The sequence below is a fragment of the Bacillus sp. AFS023182 genome, from assembly GCF_002560575.1.
Taxonomy (GTDB): Bacteria; Bacillota; Bacilli; order Bacillales; family Bacillaceae_G; genus Bacillus_A; species Bacillus_A arachidis.
In genome coordinates, this window is record NZ_NTRO01000073.1 from 1 (window position 1) to 14797 (window position 14797).

General features: G+C 37.2%; 16 protein-coding genes, 1 tRNA gene, 1 other RNA gene and 1 other annotated feature. Of the genes, 4 read left to right on the forward strand and 14 right to left on the reverse strand.

Annotated elements, in window-relative coordinates:
- Window positions 1-146 precede the first annotated feature (146 nt).
- The 7 genes from CN288_RS24080 to tadA all read right to left on the reverse strand — a co-directional run bounded on the left by CN288_RS24080 (window position 147) and on the right by tadA (window position 4385).
- Window positions 147-416, reverse strand: a complete 270-nt coding sequence (locus CN288_RS24080) for a pro-sigmaK processing inhibitor BofA family protein (RefSeq protein WP_090695719.1) — start codon at window positions 414-416, stop codon at window positions 147-149.
- A gap of 104 nt (window positions 417-520) precedes the next feature.
- On the reverse strand, window positions 521-742 hold the full coding sequence (locus tag CN288_RS24085; protein WP_026593362.1) for a YaaL family protein: 222 nt from the start codon (window positions 740-742) through the stop codon (window positions 521-523).
- Between the two features lie 14 nt (window positions 743-756).
- Entirely contained in the window at window positions 757-1353 is a 597-nt protein-coding gene (recR, locus tag CN288_RS24090; protein ID WP_017150461.1) for a recombination protein RecR, read from the reverse strand.
- Between the two features lie 17 nt (window positions 1354-1370).
- On the reverse strand, window positions 1371-1697 hold the full coding sequence (locus CN288_RS24095; RefSeq protein WP_170833727.1) for a YbaB/EbfC family nucleoid-associated protein: 327 nt from the start codon (window positions 1695-1697) through the stop codon (window positions 1371-1373).
- Between the two features lie 25 nt (window positions 1698-1722).
- Window positions 1723-3411, reverse strand: a complete 1689-nt coding sequence (dnaX, locus tag CN288_RS24100; RefSeq protein WP_098303267.1) for a DNA polymerase III subunit gamma/tau — start codon at window positions 3409-3411, stop codon at window positions 1723-1725.
- Between the two features lie 133 nt (window positions 3412-3544).
- An RNA gene (ffs, locus tag CN288_RS24105) (signal recognition particle sRNA large type) lies at window positions 3545-3809 on the reverse strand.
- Window positions 3810-3887: 78 nt separating this feature from the next.
- Entirely contained in the window at window positions 3888-4385 is a 498-nt protein-coding gene (gene tadA, locus CN288_RS24110) for a tRNA adenosine(34) deaminase TadA (RefSeq protein WP_026593366.1), read from the reverse strand.
- A 329-nt stretch (window positions 4386-4714) separates the two neighbouring features.
- On the opposite strand from tadA, the gene CN288_RS24115 reads away from it, so the two are divergent.
- The 3 genes from CN288_RS24115 (at window position 4715) to CN288_RS24125 (ending at window position 6682) form a co-directional block, all read left to right on the forward strand.
- Window positions 4715-5254: an isochorismatase family cysteine hydrolase gene (locus CN288_RS24115; RefSeq protein ID WP_098303268.1), complete on the forward strand. Its 540-nt coding sequence runs from the start codon at window positions 4715-4717 to the stop codon at window positions 5252-5254.
- Window positions 5255-5375: 121 nt separating this feature from the next.
- A complete protein-coding gene (locus tag CN288_RS24120; protein WP_026593368.1) occupies window positions 5376-6011 on the forward strand; it encodes a deoxynucleoside kinase in 636 nt (211 codons plus the stop codon).
- Between the two features lie 2 nt (window positions 6012-6013).
- Window positions 6014-6682, forward strand: coding sequence for a deoxynucleoside kinase (locus CN288_RS24125; RefSeq protein WP_026593369.1), 669 nt, complete (start codon window positions 6014-6016; stop codon window positions 6680-6682).
- A gap of 35 nt (window positions 6683-6717) precedes the next feature.
- Here CN288_RS24125 and CN288_RS24130 read toward each other — a convergent pair whose 3' ends face one another.
- From CN288_RS24130 to guaB, 7 genes are all read right to left on the reverse strand, one after another.
- The gene (locus CN288_RS24130; protein ID WP_026593370.1) at window positions 6718-7101 is read right to left on the reverse strand and encodes a DUF3797 domain-containing protein; all 384 of its coding nucleotides are present in this window, start codon (window positions 7099-7101) and stop codon (window positions 6718-6720) included.
- A 167-nt stretch (window positions 7102-7268) separates the two neighbouring features.
- A tRNA-Ser gene (locus CN288_RS24135) sits at window positions 7269-7361 on the reverse strand.
- Window positions 7362-7516: 155 nt separating this feature from the next.
- Window positions 7517-8791, reverse strand: a complete 1275-nt coding sequence (gene serS / locus CN288_RS24140) for a serine--tRNA ligase (RefSeq protein ID WP_026593371.1) — start codon at window positions 8789-8791, stop codon at window positions 7517-7519.
- A gap of 51 nt (window positions 8792-8842) precedes the next feature.
- Window positions 8843-9064 (reverse strand) — a binding site (T-box leader).
- 54 nt (window positions 9065-9118) lie between these two features.
- Complete coding sequence (gene pdxT / locus CN288_RS24145) at window positions 9119-9709, reverse strand: pyridoxal 5'-phosphate synthase glutaminase subunit PdxT (protein WP_098303269.1); 591 nt, start codon at window positions 9707-9709, stop codon at window positions 9119-9121.
- A 17-nt stretch (window positions 9710-9726) separates the two neighbouring features.
- Entirely contained in the window at window positions 9727-10614 is an 888-nt protein-coding gene (pdxS, locus tag CN288_RS24150; RefSeq protein ID WP_026593373.1) for a pyridoxal 5'-phosphate synthase lyase subunit PdxS, read from the reverse strand.
- Between the two features lie 159 nt (window positions 10615-10773).
- The gene (locus tag CN288_RS24155; protein WP_098303270.1) at window positions 10774-12093 is read right to left on the reverse strand and encodes a D-alanyl-D-alanine carboxypeptidase family protein; all 1320 of its coding nucleotides are present in this window, start codon (window positions 12091-12093) and stop codon (window positions 10774-10776) included.
- 104 nt (window positions 12094-12197) lie between these two features.
- Window positions 12198-13661 (reverse strand): IMP dehydrogenase, encoded by a 1464-nt coding sequence (gene guaB, locus CN288_RS24160; RefSeq protein WP_026593375.1) that lies wholly within the window; start codon window positions 13659-13661, stop codon window positions 12198-12200.
- 115 nt (window positions 13662-13776) lie between these two features.
- On the opposite strand from guaB, the gene CN288_RS24165 reads away from it, so the two are divergent.
- Complete coding sequence (locus tag CN288_RS24165; RefSeq protein ID WP_026593376.1) at window positions 13777-14772, forward strand: YaaC family protein; 996 nt, start codon at window positions 13777-13779, stop codon at window positions 14770-14772.
- The last annotated feature ends 25 nt before the right edge of the window (window positions 14773-14797 follow it).

Sequence of the window (14797 nt, forward strand, 5' to 3'; positions counted from 1 at the left end):
CGACTTTCATAATATAACATTTCTTAATTAATTCGTCAACTTCTTTTTTCTTTCGTTGTTGACGACGCTTATTAATTTACCATATTAACAATTAATAAGTCAACACTCTTTTTCATTTTTTTAAAAAATAAATGCCAAAATGCTTCTCATCCTGGCATTATATATAATTTAATGATAACTAAAGCACAAATACCCGGTATTCCCAAAACGCTAGAAACAGAAGCTGTACCTATATTAATTGGAATATGAAAACCAAAGTATGTTCCAATCACATTAACGGCAAACAACAACACTACACCTATCATTACTTTAACAAACATCTTGCCTATGACTTGTAATGGTCTCATCGAAGCGCCAAAAATCAGCAAAACAAATATCAAAGTTAGGATTCCACCAATAACGAATGTAGAGTTCATTTTCTCCCTCCTTATATAACTTATACATTCTATATGTATGGGACAAGGAAACAAAAAATGCCGTTCAATTATATAAAAAGACCCTGGTTACAAAACCAGGATCTTTACCATCGCTCCATTTTTACCGGACGCCTCTTTGCTTCTTTTAGCAAGAAAAAGTATTTCGCTTCTGCTAATTTCAAAGAACACAGCACATCTTGGGATGGTTCAACACTTTGTTCTACCATCCTTTTTTGACGTAGCCACTCATTCTTCACTTTTTCTAATAAGGCTATTAACTTATCATCATATTCTTTTCGCAACTTTCCCTTTTTTTGAAAAAACATTTTGATTTCTCCTCTTATACTTCTCTACGACCTTCTAAAGCCTTCGATAACGTTACTTCATCCGCATATTCTAAATCTCCACCAACGGGAAGACCATGCGCAATACGAGTCACTTTAATACCTGTCGGTTTTAAGAGGCGGGAAATATACATCGCTGTAGCTTCCCCTTCAATATTTGGGTTTGTTGCTAAAATAACTTCTTGTACAGTTTCATCCTGTAATCTTTTTAACAATTGCGGAATATTAATATCCTCTGGACCAATTCCCTCCATTGGCGAAATTGCACCACGAAGCACATGATAGACACCTTGATATTCTTTCATTTTTTCCATTGCGATTACATCTTTTGCTTCTTGCACAACACAAACAACTGATTGGTCACGATGTGAATCATCGCAAATATAACAAGGGTCACGATCTGTAATATGTCCACAAACTGAACAATATGTTAAATTTCGCTTTGCATTTACGAGTGATTTAGCAAAGTCTAGTACGTCATCTTCTTTCATATCTAGTACAAAGAATGCCAATCGAACAGCCGTTTTCGGGCCAATTCCCGGCAACTTCATAAAGCTATCTATGAGCTTTGAAATCGGTTCTGGATAATGCATGATTCAATATCCTCCTACTAGAACATTCCACCTGGTAAGTTTAAACCTTTTGTGAATTGCCCCATTGTAGAGTTTGAAAGTTCCTCAGCTTGCTTAATTGCATCATTTGTTGCAGCTAATACAAGATCTTGTAACATTTCAATATCTTCTGGATCTACAACTTCTTCTTTAATTTTCACATCAAGAATTTGCTTGTGGCCATTTGCAATAACCGTAACCATTCCGCCACCTGCTGTACCCTCAACTGTTTTTTCACCAAGTTCCTCTTGTGCTTTCGCCATTTGCTTTTGCATCTTTTGCATTTGCTTCATCATGTTATTCATATTTCCCATTCCGCCACGCATCATAATAAATTCCTCCTAGTTATTGTTATTCTTTTATTTCAATAAGTTGTTGCCCTACTAATTTTACCGCCTCATCTACGAGGGGATCTACTTTTTGTTCTGCAGCTTCTTCTGAATTTCCACCTTCACGCTGTAAAAATTCCTCTCGTATTTTCCCCCACTCACTCTTTGGAATTGCAATCATGTTTAACCTTTTACTAAGCAATTCAAAGAGAATCTGCTCTACAGTATCCATCGCATCACGATTTTCACTTGCCATTTTGCAATGTATCTCATATTGGAAAGCTAAAACATAAGAATCCTCAGAAGCTGCTACTGGTTCACTATTTTCTAATAATACAGCAAAAGCCACTTTGTTATAGGATTTAAGTCTTCCTAACAACTCACCCCATACACCTTTTAGCTGTTCTAAATTTTGGCGTTTTGCCTGCTTTAACACCTCATGTACACGACCAACAGGAATTTTCATATTCCCTGTCCGCACAGGTTTCGGTGCTGCACGTGTCTCTCTTACTTCCTGTCCTACACCAGCTGGTACTCCATTTTTCTTCACATGTTCCAATTCTTTTTCTAATTGTTGCATTCTGTTCATAATTGCTTGCAAACGATCCGCACCATTTGCTTGTACCATAAACTGCTGGCAAAGTTGTACCATAACAACCTCTAGGAAAATTCGCGGATGATTTGTCCACTTCATCTCCTGTTGCCCCTTACTAAGTGTATGAATAATTTCATAAATGATCTCAGGTTGCATCGCTTCACTTAGCATACGGAACTGTTCATCTACAATTACTCGTTCTAACATATGTTCTAATTGTGGTGAAGTTTGATATAAAAGCATATCACGATAATAGTAAATGAAGTCTTCCATAAAACGAACTGGGTCTTTTCCTTTACTCATCATATCATCAATAATACGCAACGCTCTTGATACATCATTCTCTCTTATACATTCTACAAGATTACCTAAATATTGTTGAGAAACAGAACCTGTTACCGCTAAGACGTCCTCAGTCGTAACAATCTCATCGCTATAAGAAATAGCCTGATCAATCAGACTAAGCGCATCACGCATGCCACCTTCAGCAGCACGTGCAACAATTTGCAACGCCTCATCTTCTACCTTTGTACCTTCATTTGTAACAACTGTCGCTAGTCTCTCTACAATGTCATGTACTGATATCTTTCGAAATTCGAAGCGTTGACAGCGTGAAATGATTGTAGGTGGAATTTTATGAGGCTCTGTTGTCGCCAAAATAAAGATAACATGTGATGGCGGCTCTTCTAATGTCTTTAACAGCGCATTAAAAGCCCCCATAGAAAGCATGTGAACCTCATCGATAATGTATACTTTATATCTCACTGCACTTGGGGCATACTTTACTTTATCTCTTATATCTCGAATTTCATCTACACCGTTATTTGAAGCCGCATCAATTTCTAATACATCCGAAATAGACCCTTTTGTAATGCCTAAACACGCAGGACATTCATTACAAGGTTCAGCTACTGGAGCATGCTCACAGTTAATTGCCTTTGCAAATACTTTTGCAATTGTCGTTTTACCTGTTCCTCTCGGGCCAGAAAACAAATAAGCATGCGAAGCTTTCTCCTGAAGAAGGGCATTCTGCAACGTTTTTGTTACGTGCTTTTGACCAACTACATCTTCAAACTTTTGCGGCCTCCATGTTCGGTATAACGCTTGGTATGACACGAAAATACGGCCTCCCTCAAAGGTTATTATCTTGTATATTATAACCCATTCTGTTTATAGATTCCAAAAGTTATTTTCTATGCAAAAAACCCACCTCTTTGTATGAGGTGGGTTTTGTATACATATATAACTGCCGTGCACCTTCTGTCGATTACGTACCATAAGCGTTACTTAAGCAGTTAGCTCGGTTCAGGCACTCCTGCGGCACACGAGAAGACCCGCTTATTGCTGCTTCCTTCCGGACCTGACAAGGTTCACGGGGTCCCGTTGCGCAGGACCCAAACGTCAACACCACTTACTTAAGGCAGGCCTTACAGCAACATAACCTCGAGAAGGGATTCGGCCTCGCTAGAGCGGATTGCGAGTACAGGGCACCGCTACCTCCCCGCTTAGCACGGCAAAGTTAAAACCAATATTCGGTTGCCTTATTGAAGGCATTATCAGTATAACTTGTTTCTTCATAAATTGCAAACCTGTTAACGAGCAATATTTTCATCCAATTTTTTCTTTTGCTCTTTTCTCTTTTTTCGCAGCCCCTTAAAAAAGTTTGTTAACAACGCTCCACACTCTTCTTCCATCACACCAGATACTACTTCACATTGATGATTAAAACGCTCATCGGTTAAAAGGTTCATTAACGTACCTGCACATCCGCCTTTTGGATCACTTGCACCATATACCACACGTTTTACACGCGATAAAACAAGTCCGCCTGCGCACATTGGGCATGGCTCTAATGTAACATATAGCGTAGCGTTTTCTAGGCGCCACGTACCTAACTTTTTGCAAGCTTCATCTATAGCTAATAACTCTGCATGAGCGATTGATCGTTGCTCTGTCTCCCTTAAATTATGAGCAACGCTGATCACTTCCCCATCTAGTACAATAACAGCTCCAATTGGAACTTCTTGAATTCCTTCAGCTTTCTTTGCTTCTTCTATTGCAAGCTGCATAAAATAAATGTCTTGTTCCATAATACAGTCCTCTCATTACGAATAAAGTATTATAACCCTTTACTCCTATATCAACCCATTTTGATTTTTGAGTATATAATCCCCTGCTAAGCAGAATAAAAATTGATCTCCACTCATTTTTTCCTTTCAGTTTCACCTGGCATGGGGCAGGAAAAGGATTTGATCACTTCTATGCAGGATTGCAACCTCTCTCCCGCTCTAAAAGAATGAGTCCATGCTTTTTTTCATTTATATTCATATACGTACTATTCAATTATCCTTCTCCTTACAGATACAGGATAACTTTCACACATTCAATCCAACCTAAAGAAAAGAAAGGGTGACTACATATGAAAAATACTGCACTGCTCATTATTGACATGATTAATGACTTCCAATTCTCACACGGGCCAATCCTTGCAAAAAAATGTCAAATAATTATAGAGCCCATCTTACAATTAAAACGAACAATGAAAATGAATGGTTATCCTGTTATTTATATTAACGATCATTACCAACTATGGAGAGCTGATATCGACCAACTTATTACTCATTGCACAAATAATTATAGCAAAAACATTATACAAGCAATTGCCCCCAGCACAGATGACTATGTTTTTATTAAACCACATTATTCGGCATTTTATGAAACTCCCTTAAATTCTTTATTAGGACATTTAAAGGTTGAAAAACTTATCATAACAGGGATTGCGGGAAACATATGCATCCTTTTTACAGCGAATGATGCTCATATGAGAAACTACACATTATATGTACCTCAAGATTGTACTGCTTCTAATTCTGATCAAGATAATAAACACGCTTTAAAAATAATGGAAACGACATTAAAGGCAAATATCATGCCCTCTCCTCAATTAAAATTTGAATAGCATGCGTCGATTTTCTAACTTTTTATGACAAATTAGTCCGCTTGCTTCCCTCTTATGCTACAATAATTCTGTTTTGTGCTTTTTATTTACAGGAAATTATGAATTGAAAGGAGGAAACAGCGTGACCGGAGTACCATTTATTACGGTTGAAGGACCAATCGGTGTTGGAAAAACTTCACTTGCGAAGGAAATTTCAACTCACATGCAACTCCATTTATTAAAAGAAATTGTTGATGAAAATCCTTTCTTAGGAAAGTTTTATGAAAACATTGAAGAATGGAGTTTTCAAACAGAAATGTTCTTTCTTTGCAATCGCTATAAACAATTGGAAGACATTAATATAAAATACTTGAATCAGCGTAAGCCAGTAGTAGCAGATTATCATATATTTAAAAATTTAATTTTTGCATCTCGCACATTAAAAGACGCTCAATATGACAAGTACATGCAAATTTATCGTATTCTTACGCAAGATATGCCCGTACCAAATGTCATTGTATATTTAACAGCAAGCCTAGAAACATTACAAAAACGGATCGCGATGCGTGGACGTGAATTTGAGAAAAACATGGATCCAAATTACTTACTACAACTTACCAAAGATTACGAAACGGCAATGGATGCCTTTAAAAAAGACCATCCTGATATTCCAGTGTTAAAATTCAATGGAGATAACATGGATTTCATTAAAAATAGTGAAGACTTGAATGTAATTTTATCCACTCTCCAAAATACACTCTCAAAGGGGACGAAATAGCAATGAATTTAAGGCAAAAGTATGATATACCAAATGATGCAGTAATTACAATTGCTGGTACAGTCGGAGTTGGTAAATCAACTATGACAACTGCACTGGCTAACGCTTTAGGTTACCGTACATCATTTGAAAAAGTAGATTCGAATCCATATTTAGATAAGTTCTATGGTGATTTCACACGCTGGAGCTTCCACTTACAAGTTTATTTTTTAGCAGAAAGATTTAAAGAACAAAAAAGAATCTTCGAATACGGCGGTGGCTTTGTACAAGATCGCTCTATCTATGAAGATACTGGTATTTTTGCAAAAATGCATCACGAAAAAGGAACAATGACGGAAACGGACTATGAAACATACAAAGGGTTGTTCGATGCAATGGTTATGACACCTTACTTCCCTCATCCAGACTTATTAATCTATTTAGAAGGTTCTTTTGATGATATTGTCAGTCGCATTCAAGAACGTGGTCGCCCAATGGAACAACAAACACCAATTGAGTATTGGCAAGAAATGCACGGGCGTTATGAAAATTGGATTAATAACTTTAACTCATGTCCAATCCTGCGTCTAAATATTAATGAATATGATATCTTAAAAGATGAAAGCTCGATTGAACCAATCATTAAGAAAATTGGACATTTTTTAAACCAAACACGTAAGCTTGTGAAATAAAAAACCCGTGCAGATGCACGGGTTTTTCCATTAACTTACTTCTTCTTTTTCGTTGGAGCAATAATTTCGCTCTCAGGTTTCCCAGCATTAATACGCTGACGAACGGTGCTTGTACTAATATCATATGCTTCAGCAATTTCTTTAACAGTCATTTCTTTTCCATTAATAATTGCTGTTAATACTTTACCAGTACGTTTTGGAGCTGCATCTTTTTCAGCAGTTTTTTTCGGTGCCTCTACTTTTTTCGCTTCTTTCTTCACATTACAAGTACAACCGCAAAGTTTACGGAATGTATCATCACTTATAATACGAGATACGTTTGCACCACTATTTAAAATTCTATTGTTCTTACAGACTGGGCATTGTACATAATATAAAGTTTTTCCATCTAGAGGAAATGTTTGTATAATAAGATCCATGTTGACTCCTTTCATATCTATGAAGATAATCATCGGAATATGAGTGTTTCATAAGGCCAAACTTCACCTTACATCATACTTTCTGATTGGCTTTAAAATAAAAACTCGTTACGTGTTGGTAACGAGTTCTCCAATCTCCACTTATATGCGCTGTTGTCAATTATATCTGGAGGAGGTAGAGGGATTCGAACCCCCGCGCGACTCTCGCCGCCTGTCGGTTTTCAAGACCGATCCCTTCAGCCAGACTTGGGTATACCTCCATATTGACATCCAATATAATATCAAAAGAAAAACAGTTAGTCAACCCTACCATCATAAATTATGAGGAAAGGAAAATGTTACTTTTCCTTTCCCTTCATGTTGCTACTGACAACACCTGGAATTACCAATCACTCATACCGATGAAAGTTTTAATTTATTTAATAACTGTTTTTCCTCCCATATAAGGGCGAAGAACTTCTGGAATTATAATTGTACCATCTTCTTGCTGGTAGTTTTCTAAAATCGCTGCAACTGTACGTCCAATTGCAAGTCCAGATCCATTTAGTGTATGAACAGGTTCTGGTTTAGCATTTGGTTCACGACGGAAACGAATATTCGCACGTCTTGCTTGGAAAGCTTCAAAGTTACTACAAGAAGAAATCTCACGATATGTTCCATAACTTGGAATCCATACTTCGATATCATATTTCTTCGCTGCTGTAAATCCTAAATCTCCTGTACACATGCTCATAACACGATATGGTAGACCTAATAATTGTAACACGCGTTCTGCATCATTTGTTAATTTTTCTAATTCTTCATAAGAATCTTCTGGTTTAACAAATTTCACAAGCTCAACTTTATTAAATTGATGCTGACGGATTAAACCACGTGTATCACGACCAGCTGAACCTGCTTCAGAACGGAAGCATGCACTAAATGCTGCATAACGAATTGGCAATTGGTCTGCACTTAAAATCTCATCACGATGCATATTTGTTACGGGTACTTCAGCTGTAGGAATCAAGAAATAGTCTTCACTTTCAATACGGAATGCATCTTCTTCAAATTTCGGGAGCTGCCCTGTCCCTGTCATGCTTGCCCGATTTACCATATATGGAGGCAACACTTCTTCATATCCATGTTCTTCTGTGTGAAGATCAAGCATAAAACTAATTAAAGCACGTTCTAACTTTGCACCTGCACCTTTAGAAAATACAAAGCGGCTTCCCGTTACTTTAGCAGCACGCTCGAAATCTAAAATCCCTAAGTCAGTTGCAAGATCCCAATGAGGTTTTGGTTCAAAATTAAATTCTTTTACTTCTCCCCAAGTACGAGCTACCACGTTATCATCTTCTGTGTCACCAATTGGCGCAGATTCATGAGGGATATTTGGGATAGAAAGCATTAATCTTTCTAAATCTTCTTCAACTGTACGCAGCTCATTATCAAAGTCTTTTACTTTTTCTCCTACTTCACGCATTTCTAAGATTAGCGCTTCTGCATCTTTCTTTTCACGCTTTAATACAGAAATTTGTTGAGATACTTCATTCCGCTTGCTTTTTAACTCTTCCGTTTGAACAAGCAACTCTCTTCTTCTTGTATCTAGTTCTTCGAAACGGCCGAAATCAGTTAAATCTTCGCCTCTATGCTGTAACTTTGCTTTTACTTCTTCAAAATTCGCACGTAAAAATTTAATATCAAGCATTATATATTCCTCCTTTTATTTTATAAAACACAAAAAACTCCCGTCCCTATAAAAAGGGACGGGAGTTAACCCGCGTTGCCACCCTAGTTGAAAGCAATGTTGCTTTCCTCTCAAGTAGAAATAACGACTCTTCACCGGAAATGTTTACTAATCATAAAGATATTCCACATTTCATTCCAGGATGGATTCACAAACTGTTTCTATCGGTTTCCACCAACCACCGACTCTCTATAAGAAACACCATTTGTTACTATTTCCTATCAACACGTTTATTTTATAAAATTGTTACCATCAATTTACTATAATCTTATACAAGTTGCAAGTTACTTATACAACTTTTTTCATTTTTTCTTCTTTCACCATTTGCACAAAATATGTTGTAACACGATGATCATCCGTTAACTCCGGATGGAAAGAAGCTGCTAAAAACGGTCCTTGTCTTACTGCTACCATTCGATCATTGTGCATAGAAAGAATTTCTACGTTGTCCCCTACACTTACAACGTATGGTGCACGAATAAATACACCAATAAAGTCTTCTCCTACACCTTTTATCGAAAGGGCAGCTTCGAAGCTATCCTTTTGGCGTCCAAACGCATTACGTTCAACTGTAATATCCATAGCACCGATATGAGATTCTTCATAACCAATAAGATTGTTTGCAAGTAAAATCATACCTGCACACGTACCAAACATTGGTTTACCAGATTTCGCAAATTCACGAAGTGGTTCCATAAAATCGTACTTATCAATAAGACGACGCATTGTTGTACTTTCGCCACCTGGCAAAATAAGACCATCAATTTCTTCAAGTTGTTCTATACGTTTTACAATTACAGCTTCTGCACCACTTGCTTCAACTGCTTTTACATGCTCACGAACAGCACCTTGAAGACCTAATACACCGACTTTAACCATTTCAAAATCTCCTTTAATTACCAACCGCGCTCTTGCATGCGTTGTTCTGGTAATAATGTTGAAATTTCGACACCTTTCATTGCAGTACCCAATCCTTTAGAAAGGCTTGCAATTAGTTCATAATCTTCGTAATGTGTCGTTGCTTCAACAATTGCACGTGCGAATTTTTCTGGGTTTTCTGATTTGAAGATACCAGATCCTACGAACACACCATCTGCACCAAGTTGCATCATTAATGCAGCATCTGCTGGCGTTGCTACACCACCTGCTGCAAAGTTTACAACTGGCAGACGACCAAGACGTTTAATTTCCAGTAATACTTCATATGGAGCACCAGTATTTTTTGCATATGTCATTAATTCGTCTTCACGTAGGTTCGCAACTTGACGGATTTCAGCGTTTACTTGACGCATATGTCGCACTGCTTCTACAATGTTTCCTGTTCCAGGCTCGCCTTTTGTACGAAGCATAGATGCGCCTTCTGCAATACGACGCGCTGCCTCTCCAATATCACGACATCCACATACAAATGGAACAGTGTAATCACGTTTATTTAAATGATATACTTCATCAGCTGGAGTTAATACTTCACTCTCATCAATGTAGTCTACCCCTAATGATTCTAGCACACGTGCTTCCACAAGGTGACCAATACGGCATTTTGCCATAACCGGAATTGATACAGCACCCATAACCTCTTCAACAATTGTTGGATCTGCCATACGTGCAACGCCACCTGCTGCACGAATATCTGCAGGAACGCGTTCTAGTGCCATAACTGCAACTGCGCCCGCTTCTTCTGCAATTTTTGCTTGCTCAGCGTTAACTACGTCCATGATAACGCCGCCTTTTTGCATTTCTGCCATTCCACGTTTTACACGTTCTGTCCCTGTTACATTTGTCATGTACAAAAACCCCCCTAGGTGAATTGCTTTTCCCCGTTAAAGGCGAAAATTAAGAATACTCTTACATTCTACCACTAACTATTAGAGGCTTGTCCACTACTTTTTCATAAAGTCGGTATGAAAAATGGAATAAAAAAAAGCTCCTACAATGAGGAGCTCTTAAAACCAACCTTTTACTGTGTCAACAGCACTATTCCAAATTCCACTAAAGAAAGAGCCAACGCCACGCATAGAGCGTGTAAACCAGTTTGCTTTTTCTACTTCTGATTTTGTAACAAGATCTACTTGTAATGATTTACCTGATAAAAATCCAGGGTCATTATTATCTTTAGGGGATACAACCATTTGACCAAGTGTTGTACCTTTTTTAATTGGTGCTTCTTTTTCTTTACCTGTATCTTTAAATTCTGTTTTATATACATCTTTACTTCCTTTTGGTATCGGAAGTGTAACAGCTTGTTTCGTTTGTAATGCAACATCTTTATCTTTTGCATTTTCTACTCGTACAGTTTCATGCCCTTTTATTGCAGAACCTTTTGGATACACTTTTTTCACATCGAAGTTTGTAAAGCCATAATCAAATAATTTTTTTGTTTCGTCAAAACGTGCTGTATGAGAATTTGTTTTAATAACGACAGAAATTAAACGCATACCATTTCTTTCCGCTGTACCTGTAAAACAATCTCCAGCTTCTGGAGTAGATCCTGTTTTCAAGCCATCTACACCTTCATATTCCTTAACTAGTCCTTTTAGCATCCAGTTCCAGTTATCCATTTTAACAGGATATTTTCCACCTTCTTGGAACACTTTTTTCGGAATTTTCGCTGTATCTAATACTTTAGGGAAATCTTGAATTAGACGTTGCGCTAAAATCGCGACCTCTCTCGCAGACATTTTATTTTCTTCATCCGGTGTTGTGCCTTCAGGATGGTGTCCTTTTAAATCATGGTTTGTTAAGCCTGTAGAGTTTACGAATTTATAATTTTTTAATCCAAACTCTTTCGCCTTATCATTCATCATTTTTACAAAGTCTACTTCTTTACCTGCAGCTGCTTCTGCTAAAGCAATCGTTGCACCATTTGCAGAATAGATTGCCATTGCCTCATATAACTCTTTTACCGTATAAGAGCCACCATTTTCTAATGGAACGTTTGATAATGAGCGATCTTGTGAAATCTTATGTGCATATTCAGAAACTGTTACCTTTTGGTCCCACTTAAGTTTCCCTTTAGCCACCGACTCATTAATTAAGTATTCACTCATCATTTTCGTCATACTAGCAATTGCTAATAATTCATCTGCATTTTTTTGATACAAAATTTTCCCTGAATTTGCTTCTACTAAAATTGCTGCTCCTGCTTCAACGTTTAAAGCAGCACCCGTTTCTGCTGATGCACTGCCATATGTAACAAACATGCTGCAAAATAGTGTAAGCACTGTTACCATTGCAATGAATCGCTTGCAAAACATACCTTTCACTTCTGTTACCCCCAATATCTTTGTACTCACATAACCGTTATTCTAACATAATCAAAAAAAAATAGACAGAGATATCAAATCTCCATCTATTTACATATAAGACATTATAAAGAGTAATTTGGAGCCTCTTTTGTAATTTGTACGTGATGCGGGTGACTCTCACGTAAACCAGCACCTGACATACGAATGAATTGTGCATTCTCGCGTAAAAATTCTAAGTCATTTGCTCCACAATATCCCATACCTGCACGTAATCCACCAACTAATTGGTGAACTGTATCAGCTAGAGGTCCCTTAAATGGTACACGGCCTTCGATACCTTCTGGAACAAGTTTTTTGTTTCCTTCTTGGAAATAACGATCTTTACTTCCTTTTTCCATCGCTCCAACAGAACCCATACCGCGATATACTTTAAATTGGCGACCTTGGTAAATTTCAGTTTCTCCTGGGCTTTCAGCTACACCAGCAAACATACTACCAAGCATTACAACGTTTGCTCCTGCTGCTAAAGCTTTTACCATATCTCCAGAGTATTTAATACCACCGTCAGCAATAACTGGGATACCGTGTTTACGAGCTTCTGTCGCACAATCATATACTGCTGTTAATTGCGGTACACCAACACCAGCTACAACACGTGTTGTACAGATAGAACCTGGTCCAATACCAACTTTGATAACATTTGCACCTGCTTCAATTAATGCGCGTGTTGCTTCAGCTGTGGCAACGTTACCTGCAATAATGTTCAATGTCGGATACTTTGCACGAACTTCTTTTACTTTCTCAATAACACCTTGAGAATGTCCGTGAGCTGTATCAAGTACAATTACGTCTACATTTGCTTTTACTAATGCATCGATACGAAGAATAGCATCTGCAGTTACACCAACTGCTGCTCCAACTAATAAACGACCTTGTTTATCTTTTGCAGAGTTTGGAAACTCAATTACTTTTTCAATATCTTTAATAGTGATAAGCCCTTGTAATACACCGCTATTATCAAGAAGAGGGAGCTTTTCAATTTTGTATTTCTGTAGGATCTTTTCAGCTTCTTCTAGTGTTGTACCAACTGGAGCTGTAATCAATTGTTCCTTTGTCATCACATCGGAAATTTTGATGGAATAATCTTGGATAAAACGCATATCACGGTTTGTAATAATACCAACTAATTTTTGCTCTTCTAAATTATTTACAATTGGTACACCTGAGATACGATATTTTCCCATAAGATGTTCTGCATCATATACTTGATGTTCTGGAGTTAAAAAGAAAGGATCTGAGATAACGCCGCTTTCAGAGCGTTTTACTTTATCAACCTGCTCAGCTTGTTGCTCGATAGACATATTCTTATGAATAATCCCTAGACCGCCTTGACGCGCCATTGCAATAGCCATATCAGCTTCTGTTACTGTATCCATCCCTGCGCTAATTAAAGGAATGTTTAACTGCAAGCTTTCGGATAGAACTGTTTTAACACTCACTTCTCTTGGCAATACATCTGACTTCGCTGGTACAAGTAATACATCATCGAATGTCAAACCTTCTTTAACAAATTTAGATTCCCACATAATTGTTCCCCCCATGATACCAGAAATTATTATTAGTAGCTTAACAATTGGTTAAAATACTGTCAAGAACGTACATATATGTTAGAATTTTTAGACAATAAAAGGAGCGTAATATATGCATCATCCATCTTATACTTGGCAGCAATTAAGTTTCTTTTTTTCATCCCAACATGTACAGCGTTATCTTGCCCGCTGTTATGAAAAATTACCAATTGAAAACGCTGAAAAGAAAAGTTTCGAGAATTGCTATCCTTTCATTTATTATTTGGAACACGGAAAAAGTTATTATGAATTATGTAAAACTGCACCTTTCTCTATTCAACCTATGTTGTTATTTTACGGGATGAGTCAACTTTTAAAAGCATGTTTATTAACCGTTGATCCAAACTATCCAGAATCAACAACCGTCTTAGCTCATGGAGTTACAACGCGTAAACGAAAAAAACAAGGATACCAGTTTTTAGAGGATGAGGTTAAAGTACAGAAAAATGGATTATTCACTCATGTTGCAGAACGGATGTTTCACATGAAACACTTAGAGGCAGAAAAATTTATTATGCTAGAACTAATGGGGAAAATTCCTGAATTAAAAACCCTATTTCAACATAGTCAAAAAGAGAAAATATTATATAAAGTTAATGTGGTAGACGAACAGCATATTTCATTTTCCTCTGGCATACTTGATCGCTTACACATGACGCAAGAACGTTTTTCTCGTTACATAGAAACATCTTGTAAGCACCTCTTTATACAGTACATACCGAGTGAAGAGGCTGAATCTGATTTGTTATTTTCAGCTTCCTCTAAAACATGGAACCCTTTATACAGTACGCCATTTTCTTATGATTGCAATACCAGCACTTATTATTTGCCAATAACTAAAGATGTAAGAGATTGTAAATCACTCTTACCAGAACTACTCATACATTATTTATTACTCTACAATTTAAGTATGATTTCTCGCTACGAGACTGACTGGTGGTACGACTTATTAGGAAGCTACGCCTCTGAAGATTACCCATTTATTTATCAATTTTTAGGGGTTTCCGCAAAAAAAATCCCTTACTATGTTTTATTATTTTTACTAGGTCAACACTCTCCGATTTCTTAGGAAATAAAAAAGCACGAGTCAATTG

What these genes read in the sequence shown, in the direction of transcription:
- CN288_RS24080 (WP_090695719.1), bottom strand. Translation starts at nt 416, where the DNA reads ATGAACTCTACATTCGTTATTGGTGGAATCCTAACTTTGATATTTGTT.
- CN288_RS24085 (WP_026593362.1), bottom strand. Translation starts at nt 742, where the DNA reads ATGTTTTTTCAAAAAAAGGGAAAGTTGCGAAAAGAATATGATGATAAG.
- recR (WP_017150461.1), bottom strand. Translation starts at nt 1,353, where the DNA reads ATGCATTATCCAGAACCGATTTCAAAGCTCATAGATAGCTTTATGAAG.
- CN288_RS24095 (WP_170833727.1), bottom strand. Translation starts at nt 1,697, where the DNA reads ATGCGTGGCGGAATGGGAAATATGAATAACATGATGAAGCAAATGCAA.
- tadA (WP_026593366.1), bottom strand. Translation starts at nt 4,385, where the DNA reads ATGGAACAAGACATTTATTTTATGCAGCTTGCAATAGAAGAAGCAAAG.
- CN288_RS24115 (WP_098303268.1), top strand. Translation starts at nt 4,715, where the DNA reads ATGAAAAATACTGCACTGCTCATTATTGACATGATTAATGACTTCCAA.
- CN288_RS24125 (WP_026593369.1), top strand. Translation starts at nt 6,014, where the DNA reads ATGAATTTAAGGCAAAAGTATGATATACCAAATGATGCAGTAATTACA.
- CN288_RS24130 (WP_026593370.1), bottom strand. Translation starts at nt 7,101, where the DNA reads ATGGATCTTATTATACAAACATTTCCTCTAGATGGAAAAACTTTATAT.
- serS (WP_026593371.1), bottom strand. Translation starts at nt 8,791, where the DNA reads ATGCTTGATATTAAATTTTTACGTGCGAATTTTGAAGAAGTAAAAGCA.
- pdxT (WP_098303269.1), bottom strand. Translation starts at nt 9,709, where the DNA reads ATGGTTAAAGTCGGTGTATTAGGTCTTCAAGGTGCTGTTCGTGAGCAT.
- pdxS (WP_026593373.1), bottom strand. Translation starts at nt 10,614, where the DNA reads ATGACAAATGTAACAGGGACAGAACGTGTAAAACGTGGAATGGCAGAA.
- guaB (WP_026593375.1), bottom strand. Translation starts at nt 13,661, where the DNA reads ATGTGGGAATCTAAATTTGTTAAAGAAGGTTTGACATTCGATGATGTA.
- CN288_RS24165 (WP_026593376.1), top strand. Translation starts at nt 13,777, where the DNA reads ATGCATCATCCATCTTATACTTGGCAGCAATTAAGTTTCTTTTTTTCA.